A 13,226-nucleotide genomic window follows, 5' to 3' on the forward strand; every position below is an offset into this window, starting at 1 on the left:
GGGTCGGTCGAGTTCCGCTGCGAAAAAAGCCGAAGCAGTCTTAAGAATCCCGTTTGCTCGCTTCAGCTCACGGTTTTCGCGGCGCAAACGCTTGAGCTCTTCTTCCATCGTTTCGCCACCTGAAGCGCCAGAGTCATCACGTACTGAAGCGCTGTCACGGTACCAAGCCCGCAACGTATGGTGAGACACTCCAAGCAGCTCACCGACCTCCGTGTAGGCACGTTGCAGTGAGCAGGACTCCAGGCGGACCATTTCGATGATCTGATGGACCGCCTTCTCCTTGAACTCAACGGAATACTTTCTAGGCATAGTTCAATCCTTCCTTAGCTGAGGTAGGAACTAAACCCAGGACGCTTCAGTTGAGCTTCGATGCGCAGTTGTGGCCCATACTTCCGGTTCAGTTTCTCTGCGGGTGGATCCTGGGAGTGGTGCGACACCGCTCGGGAAGCGTCATTGAATGCGCGGTATTACACGCCGCTATTAACCTTGCAATTGGACTGCTTGCGGGATAAGCGAAGGATCGTGCGCGGGCGCTCAGGGCGGTTAGTGGCTGTCAATTCGCACCAAGGATTGGGGCGCGGGCCTATTCGTCATATAGCAGGCGTTGTACGGCCTGGCGGACACTCTTCTGTATCCAGTTAGATTCCTAAGACGGTCTTTGCAATGAAGAAGTAGACGATCAAACCCGTTGCATCACAGAAGGTGGAGATGAATGGGTTGGAGAAGACCGCAGGGTCCGCGCCAACTGTTTTAGCCACAATGGGCATGAGACCGCCAACAGTCGCGGACATCGAACAAATGAGAAACAGGGTGGAGCCGATGACGAGGCCGATATCGAGGCCATAGATGACCGTCGCCAAGATAAGACCGGCCAGCCCCAGTACGGCGCCGAGCAACATTCCGACGCGCAATTCCCGCCACATGACTGCCAAGAGGTCGCGCGTGCGGACGTCGCCAAGCGCGAGCGCGCGGGTCACAGTAGTAGCTGCCTGGTTTCCTGTATTGCCGCCCGTGCCGGTGAGCAGAGGGATGAACAGAGACAGTACAACTGCCTTGGCCAAGGTGTCCTCGAAGGAATCGAGAACCCGCACGGTCAACAGAGCCGATACGGCGAGAACGAGCAGCCAGAGAATGCGGGAGCGGACGAGCTTGAGAAGGGGCGTCGACAAGTACGGCTGCTGGAGCGCTTCCGTACCACCGGAACGAGCCGAGTCCTCGCTGTCCGCTTCCTCCATAATGTCGGTGGCATCGTCCCAGGTAAGAAGGCCAACGAGGCGGTGCGAATCATCCACAATCGGCAGCGCCAGCATGTCGAGGGGCAAGAACCAGCGGACGGTCTCTTCGGCGTCGGCAGTCGCGTATGCATACACCGGCTCGTTCATGATGTCCTCAATGAGAATGCCGCGTTCAGCCGTGAAGAGCTCGCGCAGGCTGACGACACCCACCAGACGCCGGTCCTTCCGTGTTACAGGAACGGTATAGATGGTTTCCAGCTCATCGGCGTTGTCGCGGAGGGTGCGCAGGGCATCTTCCATGCTCATTTCCGGGTGGATATTGGGCACCTCCGGCGACATACGGCGGCCGACGGATCCCTTCGTGTAACCAAGAATCACTCCGGTCACATCGCGCTGAGTCTGAGTCAGCGAACGGAGGAGGCGATCCGCAATTTCCGCAGGAAGCTCGTCCAACAGCGCCACGCGGTCTTCGGGATCCAGCTCGTCGAAGAATTCGTAGACATCGGCATTGCCCAATTCGTCAATGATGTCCGCTTGGTGTTTGGCATCAAGCGCATCGAAGACCGCGATAGATTTTTCACGCGGCAGCAGCCTTAACGCCAATGCGGCGCGGAGAGCATTCTGGCGCTCCACAATCGCGATGAGCTCTTGACGCGGAACGCGAGCTAAGAGCTCTTGGAGCCGAGGAGCCTTTTGGGGGTCGATGGCGTCTTCTTGCTTGAGCCACTCCTCAACAATTTCGGTGGCCTGCTCAATCGTTTCTGCCATCGGCTTTTCGCCCTTCCACTCGACGTCAACCTCCTCAGACTACGCCATGGAGCGCTGCGTAGCCTTTTCACGTATGTACGATTGCGGCATGCTTTCCCTTTACCGTGAATTCTCGGACAATGACGTCGTCAGCTCTATCTTGCGCTGCGAGGAGGCAGAGTTCCTCTTCGTTGTGGCAGATGTGCCGAAGAAGTGGGTGAGCGATGATCCCTACGCTGAGGACAAGACGCATATTCAGCTCATGAGGATGCCTGGAGTCGCCTTAAAGATGTTGCCCGGGGGCGAGCTGATTACTGGTGACGTCGGCGTGCGCTATCCGCAGCTCTTCCAGACTGTCGCGGGAAAGACGCTGTGGGATCCGCGCGAAGTTACAGAGCTTGAGCCTTACACAGTGATTCATGCTCGGGGTAGCCACCACTTCAACCAAAGAAGAAAAGAACACTACGTCGATATCTGGGAGATCCTCCCAGATGCGGAAGACGAGGCAATGGAGCAGCTCCTCGCTCGGATTGACGTTCCGGTAGAGCTTGATTCCAAGTTCGGTCCGTTGGTGCTCGATCGCAGTACGAACACGTTCGACGGTAGGGCAGAAGAGCTCGGAGTTGATTTCAGCATCTGGTACGAAGGGGAGGAGCTTCTTCTCGCGGAGAGCACGAAGCTTGGGCGTAAATTCAAGGCACCCCTCACCGTTATCAATAAGGTCCTCAGCGCCGAGTTCATCGATGAGGCCCGGCGCTTTGCCGCCAAAAGAGCTCTTCGAGCTGCGAACCGCTGGCGTCATGACGTCGCCCTGTCCGAGGGCGCAAATGTCCCGGCACCTGAGCTCACGGCTGGCGACGTATACGCCAAACTCACGCCCGTTGCCGTTGAGGTCCCCCAACGCGGACACCTCAGCGTGGAATTCGATGATGGCTATCTTTTTGGTGGGCACGCCGTAACGGTGAAGGCAAAACGCAGCGGTGCACCCGCGACCCTTGAGCTCGACGCTTAGTGCTGTTCGCGCATCCGCGTGATGACATTGTGCGCGGAAATGAGGCACATCGGTACACCAACACCCGGTACGGTAGTACCGCCCGCGTAGTACAGGTTCTTGAGTTTTCGCGAGGCATTGCGCCCGCGGAAGAAGGCGGATTGCCGCAACGTATGCGCGGGTCCCACCGCGCCACCAGCCCAGGAGTTGTAGCGCCGCGCAAAATCAGAGGGGCCGACCGTCCGGCGCACCACGATGCGCTCAGCAAAGTCTGGAATGCCAAGCCACGTGCCGAGTTGGTGAATCGCGGCATCGGCAATTGCGCCAACGCGGGGCGATTCTTCTTCACCATAGGCGTTACCCGCGCCGAAGTTTTCCTCCGCCGGCACGGGGACCAGCACAAAGAGATTCTCGCAGCCCTCCGGCGCTACGGCAGGATCCGTCGCGGAGGTCTTCGACACGTAGATGGACTTGGACGCCCCCAGCGGGCGCGAAGCCTCCGGAGCGTGATACACCGCCCGGAAATCGGGCTCCCAGTCCTTGCTGAAAAGAAGGGTGTGGTGGGCCAGCTCCGGCAGCGCGCCCCGCACGCCGAGGAAGACCAACACCGTGCCGAGGCCCGGGTCGCGTCGCGCGAAATAGCTCTCGGGATATGTCCGCGCTGACTGAGGCAGCAGAGCAGTCTCAGTATGGCGCAGGTCCGCCGCGGACACGACGGCCTCGGCGGAGATGACGCGGCCGTCGTCCAGCTGCACGCCAGTCGCACGACCTTCTGCGCACTCAATCGCCGTCACCGCCGTATCCATGAGGAAGGTGGCGCCTTGTGCCTGGCGCGCAATCGCCGCGACCACCGCGGCGAAACCACCTTGCGGGTAGCGCACGCCTTCGACCAAATCGGTGTGGCTCATCAAGGAGTACAGCGCCGGTGCAGCTGTTGGCTCCGTGGACAAAAACACCGCCGGGTAGGTCAGCACCTGGCGCAGGCGGTAGTCCTGAAACTGTGCTGCCACCAGCCGGTCCAAGGACCGAGTGAGAAGTAGCGCCAGCGTACCCAGCCGCGTGAGCACGTCCCGGGTTAAAAGCTGCGTGGGGTGGGAAAACGTGGTGTACAAAAAGCTGCTTAGCGCCACAGCATAGATATCAGAGGAGCGCGCTAAGTAGGCGCGCACGCGCTCGCCTGAGCCTGGCTCGATGGAGTCAAAAAGCCGAACAACATTGTCCACGCCGCTGTGAATGTCGAGGAAGGCGCCGTCGTCGTTGTAGACGCGATACGCGGGGGAGAGGTCGACAAGCTCCAGTTCGTGCTCGGTGCTCGTCCCGCAGGCCTTGAAAAATTCATCGAATGCTTCGGGCATCAGGTACCAGGACGGGCCAGTATCGAAGCGGAAACCGTCGACCTCCAGTTCGCCCGCGCGCCCGCCGACGCTGTGCTGCTTCTCGACGACCACCACCTCCCAGCCCTCACGCAGCAACAGGGCCGCGCTGGCCAGGCCAGCGATGCCCGCACCGATGACGACAACCCGCTTGCTCATAGCTACTTCACCGCCGCTGTCGCTGCCCGGCTCACCAAGAAAGCCTTGCGCGCTGGCGAGACGGAGACCCGTGTCGTGAGAATATCGGCGGCTGGGGTGGCCGCGAGCTGGTCGGTGAGCTCGGTAAACAGGGCCGTCGCGACTGCCACGCCCACCCGCGAACCGCGCGGCAACTTCTCCATCGCGCCGCGCGCTACAGCCAGGTCGCGCCGAATATCAGCGATGATTGCCGTTTTCCGCTCCTCATCCAAGCTAGCCGGGTCCGGCAGGTTCGGGAAATAGGAGCGGCCCAGCTCTGCGGAATCCTCGCGCAGGTCGCGCAAGAAATTGATCTTCTGAAAGGCCGCGCCCAGGCGCCGCGCGCCTTCCTCGATGCCGGACGGGCGGGGCCCGCCGGCGTAGAAGGCGTCCAGGCACAAGAGCCCAATGACCTCCGCGGAGCCGCAGACGTAATCCTCGAAGGAGTCGTGGGTGTGCGTGTGGTGCGTCAGATCGCAACGCATGGAGGAAAAGAACTGTGCAACGTGCTCATCGCTGAACCCGCAACGCCGCGCGGAAAGCGCAAAGGCATGCACGATCGGATCAGCGTGAAAACGCTGGGACGGGGCGGCGCGGACGGTGGCCTCGTAGGCGTCGAGAAGCACGGCGGCGTCCTGGGGATCGAGCCCGGCGTCGACGATTTCATCGGCGGTGCGCACCATGGCGTATAAATTTCGGATGTCCACCCGGACCCTGGGGGAAAGAAGCCGCGTGGCCAGGGAAAAACTGGTGGAGTAGTGGCGCATGATTTGAGCCGCGGCGGCTTCGGCACAGCGGTCGTAATGTTCCAGAGCGGAAAGAGATGCGCGCATGGAGCATATTTTAGACCACACGCGTCACATAACTTACCCAGGGCAGGATAGGGTAGGGACGTTACTTTCCCCATCTATAAGGAGAACACGTCCATGACAACCCCAACGATGACTGCTGCGGCTCGTGCCGTCGACCTGTTCAAACAATACGGTCAGGGAGATACCGCAGTTACCGCGTTGGACCACGTCGACGTTGAGTTCGCGCGCAATACCTTTACCGCCATCATGGGCCCTTCGGGATCCGGCAAGTCCACGCTCATGCACACCATGGCGGGGCTCGATTCGGCGACGTCCGGCTCGGCCTTCATCGGTGACACCGACATGTCGCAGCTCAGCGACAAGGATATTACCGCCCTGCGCCGCGACCGCTTGGGCTTCATCTTCCAGTCCTTCAACCTGGTGCCCACGCTGACCGCGGCAGAGAACATCACGCTGCCCACCGATATCGCTGGCAACAAGGTAGATAAGGAATGGTTCGATGAGGTCACTTCCCGTCTGGGCCTGTCCAACCGCTTGAACCACCGCCCATCAGAGCTCTCCGGTGGCCAGCAGCAGCGCGTGGCTTGTGCGCGCGCTCTGGTTTCGCGCCCGGAAATCATCTTTGGCGATGAACCGACCGGCAACCTGGACTCCAACTCTTCCGCCGAGGTGCTCGATATTTTGCGCACCGCAGTGGATCAGGACGGCCAGACCGTCGTCATCGTGACGCACGATGCGAAGGCCGCATCCTACGCAGACCGCGTGGTCTTCCTTGCTGATGGTCGCCTGGTCAACGAGCTGAACAACCCGACCATGGAGTCCATCCACGCCGTGATGGCAGAAATCGAGGGCTAGAGCATGGCCACAAAGAACACCATGCGCACGGTGTCCGTGCGCAATATTCTCGCGCACAAGCTGCGCCTTGCCTTGACCCTGCTGGCGGTGGTGCTCGGCACCGCCTTCATCTCGGGGTCCTTTATGTTCACCAAATCTTTGTCGAACACCTTCGACTCTGCGGTATCCACGGCATTTACCGGTGTGGATGCGGCCGTAAGCCAGAAGGAAGGCGGCCCAAACCTCGACCAGAAAATGCGCGATGACATCGCCGCCGACCCCGACGTGCGCGCGGTCAACATGCAAAGCAGCCAGACCGTCGTGGTTGCCAACAAGGATGCCGAGGCTTTTCAAACCGGTGGCGGCACCTCCAGCGTGCAGCCCTACTACCCGGAGGACCAGTCCGTCGGTGAGCCCGCCACGCTTGTCGACGGCTCCGCGCCTCACGGGACCGGCGAGGTTCTCATCAACGACTCGGCTGCGGAAGAGTTCGACATCAAGATCGGCGACAGCCTCCTCGTGGTCCACCCGGACCAGCGTGATGAGGTGAAGGTCGTGGGCGTCGTCAAGCCTGTGGTGGACCAAGGCCCTAGCCTGACGCTGCTCATGGACCACGAGGCCTTCGTCGAGCGATACGGCAATTCCGAACAGCTGAAGGTCGCTGCGGCCGAGGGAGTGAGCGCCGATGAGCTCGTGGATCACCTCAACGAGACCTTCGAGGTTAAGGCGGAATCTGGCCAGAAGCTGGCCGATGAGATTTCGGATCAGATTTCCTCTGCCCTGAAATTCGTCAACTACTTCCTCATCGCCTTCGGCCTCATCGCGCTGCTGGTGGGCACGTTCATCATCGCGAACACGTTCTCCATGATCGTGGCTCAGCGCACCAAGGAGTTCGCGCTGCTGCGCGCACTCGGTGCATCCCGCGGCCAGATTACGCGCTCGGTGGTGACGGAGGCCTTCATCGTGGGCCTCGTGGGCTCTGCCGTGGGCGTGGCAGCGGGCATGGGCCTGGTGGCGATCATTAAGGCCGTCTTCGAAGCCAAGGGCATGCCCATGGGCGGCGGCCTGGGCCTGAGCTTGAGCGCTGTGCTTGTGCCGTTGATTCTGGGCGCATTGGTCACCATCGTTTCCGCGTGGGCACCGGCGCGCCGGGCAGGCGCGGTCAAGCCCGTGGAAGCCATGCGCACCACCGAGTCCGCGGCGGGCGCTTCGCTGCTGGTGCGCAGCGTGCTGGGCGGGCTGCTGCTCGTCGTCGGCATTATTTTTGCGCTCGTGGGCGTGCTTGTCGACGCCTCCACGGGCATCCGCGCCACACTCGTGGGCCTCGGCTCGCTCAACCTCATCCTCGGCTTCTTCCTTGCGGGACCGGCCATCTCCTTGCCTATCGTTCCGGCGATCGGCCGCGTGGTTGGCGCGCCCTTTGGCGCGGTCGGCAAGCTGGCATCGACGAACTCGGCGCGCAACCCGCGCCGTACCGCGGCGACTGCTTTCGCTCTCATGCTGGGCGTGGCGCTGGTGACATCGATCGGCATGTTGGGTGCGACGATGAAGGCCTCGGTGGCCGACGCCGTCGAGCAGGACGCCCGCGCGGACTTCTTGCTGTCCGGGCCGACGTCTGGAAACTTCCCGACGCCGAACGAGACGGTGCAGCGCGCCCGCGATACCGAGGGCGTCGGACAGCTCGTGGCGATGAGCACAGCACCCCTGCAGGTGGATGGTCAGGCCTCGATGAATTATGGTCCGGAAATGATGATCAGCCAGGTCATCGATGGCAACGCCGATGACATGCTCAACCTCACTCTGGTCGACGGTGCATTGAATACGGGTGAGGAACCGGGCTTCATCGCCGACTCTGTCTTGGCTGAGAAGCAAGGCTGGGAGGTCGGCCAGTCCTATGAGTTGGCGGGGCCGGATCCATCCCGCACTGCGCAGGTAAAACTCCTCGGCACCTATGAACCTTTCCAGATGCTTCCGGGCCTGGCCGTGTCCCAATCCGCGGTAGAAGAGGTCATCGACCCCAACAGCCTCGACGTCACGGTGGTTTCCGTCAATGCGGAAGAAGGCTATGACAAGGAGAAGCTGCGCGCCAACCTGGAGAAGTCCGTCAAGGACCTCGTTGTGGTACAGGTGCGCACCAGCGAGGAATATGCTGGCGAGGCCGCCGGAATGATTGACCAGATGCTCACGATTCTCTACGCGCTGCTGGCTTTGGCCGTGGTCATCGCTGTCCTGGGCATTGTCAATACCCTCACCCTCGGCGTGATTGAACGCCGACAAGAGATCGGTATGCTGCGCGCGGTGGGTACTCAACGCCGCCAGATTCGCACAATGATCACGGTGGAATCGGTACAGATCGCCCTCTTCGGCGCGCTCATGGGCATCCTCATGGGATTGGGGATGGGGTGGTCCTTCATCTCCGTGCTTTCCGACGAAGGCCTCGATTCCGCGACGGTGCCGTGGATGATGCTCGCGGTCATGTTCGTGGGCTCGGGAATCGTCGGCGTGCTGGCGGCCCTGTGGCCGGCGCAGCGCGCGGCGAAGACCCCGCCGTTGGACGCCATCGCCGACTAACACAGCCTGCGGCTGCACAAGGGGCGTGGGAGGCGGGTTAGGCCAGCAGCGAGCCGACCCACGCCCCGCGCCAGGCCACGATGATTCCTAGGCCGATGGTCCAGAAGAGATAACGTGCCAAGCACCACCAACGCTTGGCCTTTATCATTTCACCGAGTTCCTTGGCCATCGTGGACCACGTGGATAGCCCGCCGGCGAGTCCGGCCGCCAGCAGGGGGAGGAAATACTCGGGGGCGTGTGCATGCGTGGCATAGCCATAGGCCACACCGGCCACCGCTGCGCCGACGAGGTTGGCGGCAAAGGTACACGTGGGGGAGGGGAGCACACGGGTGAGCAAGTAGCGCCCGCAGCCGCCCATAAAGCCGCCGGCGAGGACCGCCAAGATGGAGAGGATCATGCGCGGCCCCGGGAAGCAATGAGGTCACCTATTAGGTATGCCGCGGTGCAGCCAATGATCGTCGCCAGGACGTACGCTCCCGCCCGCGCCGGGCTAAAGCCCGAGGTGAGGTAGGCAAAGGCGGCAAAGCTGGTGAAGCCGCCCAGAAATCCTGTGCCCCAGAACGCCGGGGGTTTGGCATAGCCCATGACAGTGCTGCCTACAACATTGATGAGCAGCAGCGGCAGCGCGCCACCCCCGAGAAGTGAAGTAAGGCCGAAACGAGTCAGCGCCCCGAGCGCGGTCCCGCAGCCCACAAGAAGGATCTGTGGCATAGGCACCATCCTAATTGGGATGCGAAACCAGCGTGAAGCAGGCAAGCTTAGGGTGTATCCACGTCTCCAAGGAGGAACCCACCATGGCACACGAGCGCGCCGGCCAGCTAGCCCAGCCTTCCGATCTCATCGATATCGCAGAACTAGTCACCGCGTATTACACCCGCACCCCCGATGCAGATAACCCCGACCAGCAGGTCGCCTTCGGCACCTCAGGGCACCGCGGCTCCGCCTTGGACACCGCCTTCAACGAGGCTCACATCTTGGCGATTACCCAGGCCATCGTGGACTACCGCGCTGAGCAGGGGACCACGGGCGCCATTTTCATCGGCCGCGATACCCACGCTTTGTCCGAGCCCGCCATGGTCTCCGCCCTTGAGGTTCTCCTTGCCAATGGGCTGGAGGTTCGCGTGGATGACCGCGGACGCTACACCCCGACCCCGGCCGTCTCCCACGCCATCCTGACCAACCCGGGCACCGATGGCATCGTGATCACTCCCTCCCACAATCCGCCGCGCGATGGCGGCTTCAAGTACAACCCGCCGACGGGCGGCCCAGCAGACACGGATGCCACCGACTGGATCGCAGCCAAGGCCAACGACTATCTGCGCGCCGGGCTCGATGGCGTCAAGCGCGTGGCGGTTGACGGCGTGCTCGATGAGCGCTGCGTGAAGCACAACTACCTCGACTCCTACGTGGCTGACCTAGCCAACGTTGTGGACATGGCGGCCATTAAAGAGGCCGGTGTGCGCATCGGCGCGGACCCGATGGGCGGCGCCTCGGTGGACTACTGGGCGGCCATCGCCGAGCACTACGGGCTCAACATGACGGTGGTGAACCCAGAGGTAGACGGCACCTTCCGCTTCATGACTCTGGATACTGACGGCAAGATCCGCATGGACTGCTCCTCCCCGGACGCCATGGCTTCGTTGGTTCAGAACCGCTCCAAGTACGACTTGGCCACGGGCAACGACGCGGATTCCGATCGCCACGGCATCGTCACCCCGGATGCGGGTCTGATGAACCCGAACCACTACCTAGCGGTGGCCATCGAGTACCTGTTTAGCCACCGCCCCGAGTGGGGTGAAGCCGGGGTAGGCAAGACCTTGGTGTCTTCCTCCATGATCGATCGCGTCGTGGCCAGCCTGGGCCGTGAGCTCGTGGAGGTCCCGGTGGGCTTCAAGTGGTTTGTGCCGGGGCTTGTCGGCGGCACCCTGGGCTTCGGCGGTGAGGAATCTGCTGGTGCTTCCTTCCTGCGCTTCGATGGGACCGTGTGGTCCACCGATAAGGATGGCATCATCATGGATCTCTTGGCTGCCGAGATCCTGGCGGTCACGGGCAAGACCCCGTCTCAACGCTATGCGGAGCTGGCCGAAGAATACGGTGCGCCAGCTTATGCGCGGACCGACGCCCCAGCTACCCGCGAGCAGAAGGCCATCCTGAAGAAGCTCTCCCCGGAGCAGGTGACGGCGACTGAGCTGGCTGGGGAGAAGATCGTGGCCAAACTCACCGAGGCCCCCGGCAACGGCGCAGCGATTGGCGGCCTGAAGGTGGCGACGGAGAACGCGTGGTTCGCTGCCCGCCCTTCCGGCACGGAGGACAAGTACAAGATCTATGCCGAGAGCTTCCGTGGCGAAGAACACCTCAAACAGGTGCAGGAAGAGGCGCAGGCGCTGGTGTCGCAGGTTCTCGAAGGCTAGGACTGAAGGCCAGGGCTGAAGTCTGGGCCCGAGACTAGGCTAATGAATTATGACATCCGCAAAATCCATGTCGGCCGCCGATCTGATGAGCGCGCTGGTGCGTTTTGGAATGGCTGCCGTGTGGATTATCGCCGGCATTCAGAAGCTGGACGCCAGGATGGAGATGACCCAGGCCATCGAGGCCTACGGCATCTTCACCCCGGAATGGTCCGGATACTTGGCCTACCTCATCGGCCCCTTGGAACTCATGGGTGGGGTGCTGTTGCTGCTGGGGTTGTTCTTGAGGGAGGCGTCGGCAGTCGCGGCGGTGGTCTTAGTCCTCTTCATGGTGGGAATCTCCCAGGCATGGGCGCGTGGGCTGGTGATCGATTGCGGTTGTTTCGGCTATGACCCCGCCGACGTGAGCCAAGGCATGAACTACGCGCTGACGCTGCTGCGTGATGCAACCTTCTTGGTCCTCACCCTTTGGACAATCTGGCGCCCGTATCGCCGTTACGCTCTCCACCCCTAACTTGTTAGACTGTGCTCGTGATCAAAGACAAAATCAGCGCCGCCCTTGTGCTTGACGTCATTAGTGCATTCGCGCGCTTTTATATGGCCTATGTGTGGATCAAAGCGGGAGCGTCGAAGCTGTCGGATCAGCTCGCAGTGTCCCAAAGCATCAAGGCCTATGAGATCTTTACACCAGAGTGGTCTCAGTATTTGTCCTACCTGATTGGCCCGTTGGAAGTGTGCGGCGGCCTGTTGCTGCTGCTGGGGCTGTTCCTGCGCCAATCGGCATGGGTGGGACAGATTGTCCTCGTTCTATTCATGATTGGCATTGCGCAAGCGTGGATGCGAGGGCTCGGGATTGACTGCGGTTGTTTCTCCGTTAGCCCTGATGAAGACGCGCAGGTGATGAACTACATGATGACACTGCTGCGTGATGTCTTCTATTCTGTGTTAATGGTGTGGACAATCAAGCGTCCCTTCACCAAGTTTGCATTGCACCCTTAACAGCGGTGTGTAGGATTTCGGTTCGTTCCATTTACGTCATACAAGACAAGGTTTCTCAATGAGTACAGTTAAAGACCCCACCGCCAATAACAACAGCGGATTCCTGTGGGGCATCGGTGTTCTGCTGGTGATTATTGCCGTCGTACTCGGCTTTATCTTCTACCAAAACCGTGGTGCCAGCGTTGAGGGCTTGGAAGGCTACACCAAGCAGGACGTCAATATGGAGATGTCCTTTGCTGATAACGCCGTGACCCTCAAGGCTGCCGACGTCAAGGATGCGCCGGAGGTCGAGCTGTACGAGGACTACTCTTGCCCTCACTGCTCTGATCTGGCCAAGCAGACCGATGATCAGATGAAGGAAAAGATTGAGCAGGGCAAGCTCATTGTTAAGGTGCGCACCCTCAACTTCCTGGATGGCAGCCCGAATGGCATCGAGAGCATCAAGTCCAACGAGGGACACTCCTCCAAGGCCGCGGCTGCGATGGAGCAGGTAGCCAAGTCCGGTGACGTACAGCTCTACTGGAACCTGCGTAAGTACCTCATGGATGAGCAGTCCAAGGTGTACAACAAGTGGGAGATGAAGGACTTCGCGCAGGCCGCTAAGTCCTTGGGCGCGGATAAGGACACCGTCAAAGCCATCGAGGATGCACCGGTGGGCAAGGGCAACGCCCTAGTAACCGCGAACTACGAGAAGCTGGAAGCCGACACCGGCAGCGTGTCCTCGCCGCGCATCATCAAGGACGGCAAGGACATTCCGGAGGATGACAAGACCTCCATCATGGAGTGGGTCGACCTCGTCGCAGCTAAGTAGGGGCGTGCAAATACCGCACCTAAACTCGCGATTTGGTGAGTGAAAACGGAGGCGATATATTGATACGAGTTGCAATCACAAAGGTTGCACCTCGTGTGAGGGGCTATGGCGCAGTTGGTAGCGCACCACACTGGCAGTGTGGGGGTCACGGGTTCGAATCCCGTTAGCTCCACTTCATAATTCAATACAGCTTTGGGGCTATGGCGCAGTTGGTAGCGCACCACACTGGCAGTGTGGGGGTCACGGGTTCGAATCCCGTTAGCTCCAC

Annotated in this window: 13 protein-coding genes, 2 tRNA genes and 1 pseudogene; 10 read left to right on the forward strand and 6 right to left on the reverse strand. The window is 61.0% G+C overall.

Annotation, left to right across the window (positions count from 1 at the left end):
* A pseudogene (locus ACUY3D_RS09790) lies at nucleotides 1-309 on the reverse strand (transposase); the annotation flags it as partial.
* A 68-nt stretch (nucleotides 310-377) separates the two neighbouring features.
* Between ACUY3D_RS09790 and ACUY3D_RS09795 the strand changes: the two are divergent.
* The gene (locus ACUY3D_RS09795) at nucleotides 378-512 is read left to right on the forward strand and encodes a CPBP family glutamic-type intramembrane protease (RefSeq protein WP_448241052.1); all 135 of its coding nucleotides are present in this window, start codon (nucleotides 378-380) and stop codon (nucleotides 510-512) included.
* A gap of 126 nt (nucleotides 513-638) precedes the next feature.
* On the opposite strand, the gene mgtE is transcribed toward ACUY3D_RS09795, so the two are convergent.
* A complete protein-coding gene (gene mgtE / locus ACUY3D_RS09800; RefSeq protein WP_448241014.1) occupies nucleotides 639-2,003 on the reverse strand; it encodes a magnesium transporter in 1,365 nt (454 codons plus the stop codon).
* A gap of 88 nt (nucleotides 2,004-2,091) precedes the next feature.
* Between mgtE and ACUY3D_RS09805 the strand changes: the two genes are divergently transcribed.
* A complete protein-coding gene (locus tag ACUY3D_RS09805) occupies nucleotides 2,092-2,994 on the forward strand; it encodes a DUF2262 domain-containing protein (protein WP_448241015.1) in 903 nt (300 codons plus the stop codon).
* Here ACUY3D_RS09805 and crtI read toward each other — a convergent pair.
* Together crtI and ACUY3D_RS09815 are read right to left on the reverse strand one after the other, a co-directional pair.
* Complete coding sequence (gene crtI, locus ACUY3D_RS09810; protein WP_448241016.1) at nucleotides 2,991-4,505, reverse strand: phytoene desaturase family protein; 1,515 nt, start codon at nucleotides 4,503-4,505, stop codon at nucleotides 2,991-2,993. The genes ACUY3D_RS09805 and crtI overlap by 4 nt on opposite strands.
* A gap of 2 nt (nucleotides 4,506-4,507) precedes the next feature.
* The gene (locus ACUY3D_RS09815; RefSeq protein ID WP_448241018.1) at nucleotides 4,508-5,356 is read right to left on the reverse strand and encodes a phytoene/squalene synthase family protein; all 849 of its coding nucleotides are present in this window, start codon (nucleotides 5,354-5,356) and stop codon (nucleotides 4,508-4,510) included.
* A 93-nt stretch (nucleotides 5,357-5,449) separates the two neighbouring features.
* On the opposite strand from ACUY3D_RS09815, the gene ACUY3D_RS09820 reads away from it, so the two are divergent.
* Both ACUY3D_RS09820 and ACUY3D_RS09825 read left to right on the forward strand, forming a co-directional pair.
* The gene (locus ACUY3D_RS09820) at nucleotides 5,450-6,190 is read left to right on the forward strand and encodes an ABC transporter ATP-binding protein (RefSeq protein WP_070530082.1); all 741 of its coding nucleotides are present in this window, start codon (nucleotides 5,450-5,452) and stop codon (nucleotides 6,188-6,190) included.
* Between the two features lie 3 nt (nucleotides 6,191-6,193).
* Entirely contained in the window at nucleotides 6,194-8,740 is a 2,547-nt protein-coding gene (locus tag ACUY3D_RS09825; protein ID WP_339016883.1) for an ABC transporter permease, read from the forward strand.
* Nucleotides 8,741-8,777: 37 nt separating this feature from the next.
* On the opposite strand, the gene ACUY3D_RS09830 is transcribed toward ACUY3D_RS09825, so the two are convergent.
* The gene (locus tag ACUY3D_RS09830; RefSeq protein ID WP_448241019.1) at nucleotides 8,778-9,137 is read right to left on the reverse strand and encodes a FluC/FEX family fluoride channel; all 360 of its coding nucleotides are present in this window, start codon (nucleotides 9,135-9,137) and stop codon (nucleotides 8,778-8,780) included.
* Nucleotides 9,134-9,451: a fluoride efflux transporter family protein gene (locus ACUY3D_RS09835; RefSeq protein ID WP_070561762.1), complete on the reverse strand. Its 318-nt coding sequence runs from the start codon at nucleotides 9,449-9,451 to the stop codon at nucleotides 9,134-9,136. Before ACUY3D_RS09835 ends, ACUY3D_RS09830 begins: the two co-directional genes overlap by 4 nt.
* 83 nt (nucleotides 9,452-9,534) lie before the next feature.
* Here ACUY3D_RS09835 and pgm point away from each other — a divergent pair, with 83 nt between their 5' ends.
* The 6 genes from pgm to ACUY3D_RS09865 all read left to right on the forward strand — a co-directional run bounded on the left by pgm (nucleotide 9,535) and on the right by ACUY3D_RS09865 (nucleotide 13,225).
* Nucleotides 9,535-11,151 carry a phosphoglucomutase (alpha-D-glucose-1,6-bisphosphate-dependent) gene (gene pgm / locus ACUY3D_RS09840; RefSeq protein WP_070561761.1) on the forward strand — a complete coding sequence of 539 codons (1,617 nt, stop codon included), beginning with the start codon at nucleotides 9,535-9,537 and terminating at the stop codon, nucleotides 11,149-11,151.
* A 49-nt stretch (nucleotides 11,152-11,200) separates the two neighbouring features.
* A complete protein-coding gene (locus tag ACUY3D_RS09845) occupies nucleotides 11,201-11,662 on the forward strand; it encodes a MauE/DoxX family redox-associated membrane protein (protein ID WP_070522452.1) in 462 nt (153 codons plus the stop codon).
* A 17-nt stretch (nucleotides 11,663-11,679) separates the two neighbouring features.
* Complete coding sequence (locus ACUY3D_RS09850) at nucleotides 11,680-12,147, forward strand: MauE/DoxX family redox-associated membrane protein (RefSeq protein WP_070522450.1); 468 nt, start codon at nucleotides 11,680-11,682, stop codon at nucleotides 12,145-12,147.
* 58 nt (nucleotides 12,148-12,205) lie between these two features.
* Entirely contained in the window at nucleotides 12,206-12,958 is a 753-nt protein-coding gene (locus ACUY3D_RS09855; protein WP_070563121.1) for a DsbA family protein, read from the forward strand.
* A gap of 99 nt (nucleotides 12,959-13,057) precedes the next feature.
* Nucleotides 13,058-13,130: transfer RNA gene (locus tag ACUY3D_RS09860), tRNA-Ala, on the forward strand.
* Nucleotides 13,131-13,152: 22 nt separating this feature from the next.
* Nucleotides 13,153-13,225: transfer RNA gene (locus ACUY3D_RS09865), tRNA-Ala, on the forward strand.
* Nucleotide 13,226 lies beyond the last annotated feature (1 nt).

This window comes from Corynebacterium guaraldiae (assembly GCF_053480195.1).

Bases quoted from the DNA above. Each gene is read 5' to 3' on its own strand.
- mgtE (WP_448241014.1), bottom strand. From the start codon at position 2,003: ATGGCAGAAACGATTGAGCAGGCCACCGAAATTGTTGAGGAGTGGCTC.
- ACUY3D_RS09805 (WP_448241015.1), top strand. From the start codon at position 2,092: ATGCTTTCCCTTTACCGTGAATTCTCGGACAATGACGTCGTCAGCTCT.
- crtI (WP_448241016.1), bottom strand. From the start codon at position 4,505: ATGAGCAAGCGGGTTGTCGTCATCGGTGCGGGCATCGCTGGCCTGGCC.
- ACUY3D_RS09815 (WP_448241018.1), bottom strand. From the start codon at position 5,356: ATGCGCGCATCTCTTTCCGCTCTGGAACATTACGACCGCTGTGCCGAA.
- ACUY3D_RS09820 (WP_070530082.1), top strand. From the start codon at position 5,450: ATGACAACCCCAACGATGACTGCTGCGGCTCGTGCCGTCGACCTGTTC.
- ACUY3D_RS09825 (WP_339016883.1), top strand. From the start codon at position 6,194: ATGGCCACAAAGAACACCATGCGCACGGTGTCCGTGCGCAATATTCTC.
- ACUY3D_RS09830 (WP_448241019.1), bottom strand. From the start codon at position 9,137: ATGATCCTCTCCATCTTGGCGGTCCTCGCCGGCGGCTTTATGGGCGGC.
- ACUY3D_RS09835 (WP_070561762.1), bottom strand. From the start codon at position 9,451: ATGCCACAGATCCTTCTTGTGGGCTGCGGGACCGCGCTCGGGGCGCTG.
- pgm (WP_070561761.1), top strand. From the start codon at position 9,535: ATGGCACACGAGCGCGCCGGCCAGCTAGCCCAGCCTTCCGATCTCATC.
- ACUY3D_RS09845 (WP_070522452.1), top strand. From the start codon at position 11,201: ATGACATCCGCAAAATCCATGTCGGCCGCCGATCTGATGAGCGCGCTG.
- ACUY3D_RS09855 (WP_070563121.1), top strand. From the start codon at position 12,206: ATGAGTACAGTTAAAGACCCCACCGCCAATAACAACAGCGGATTCCTG.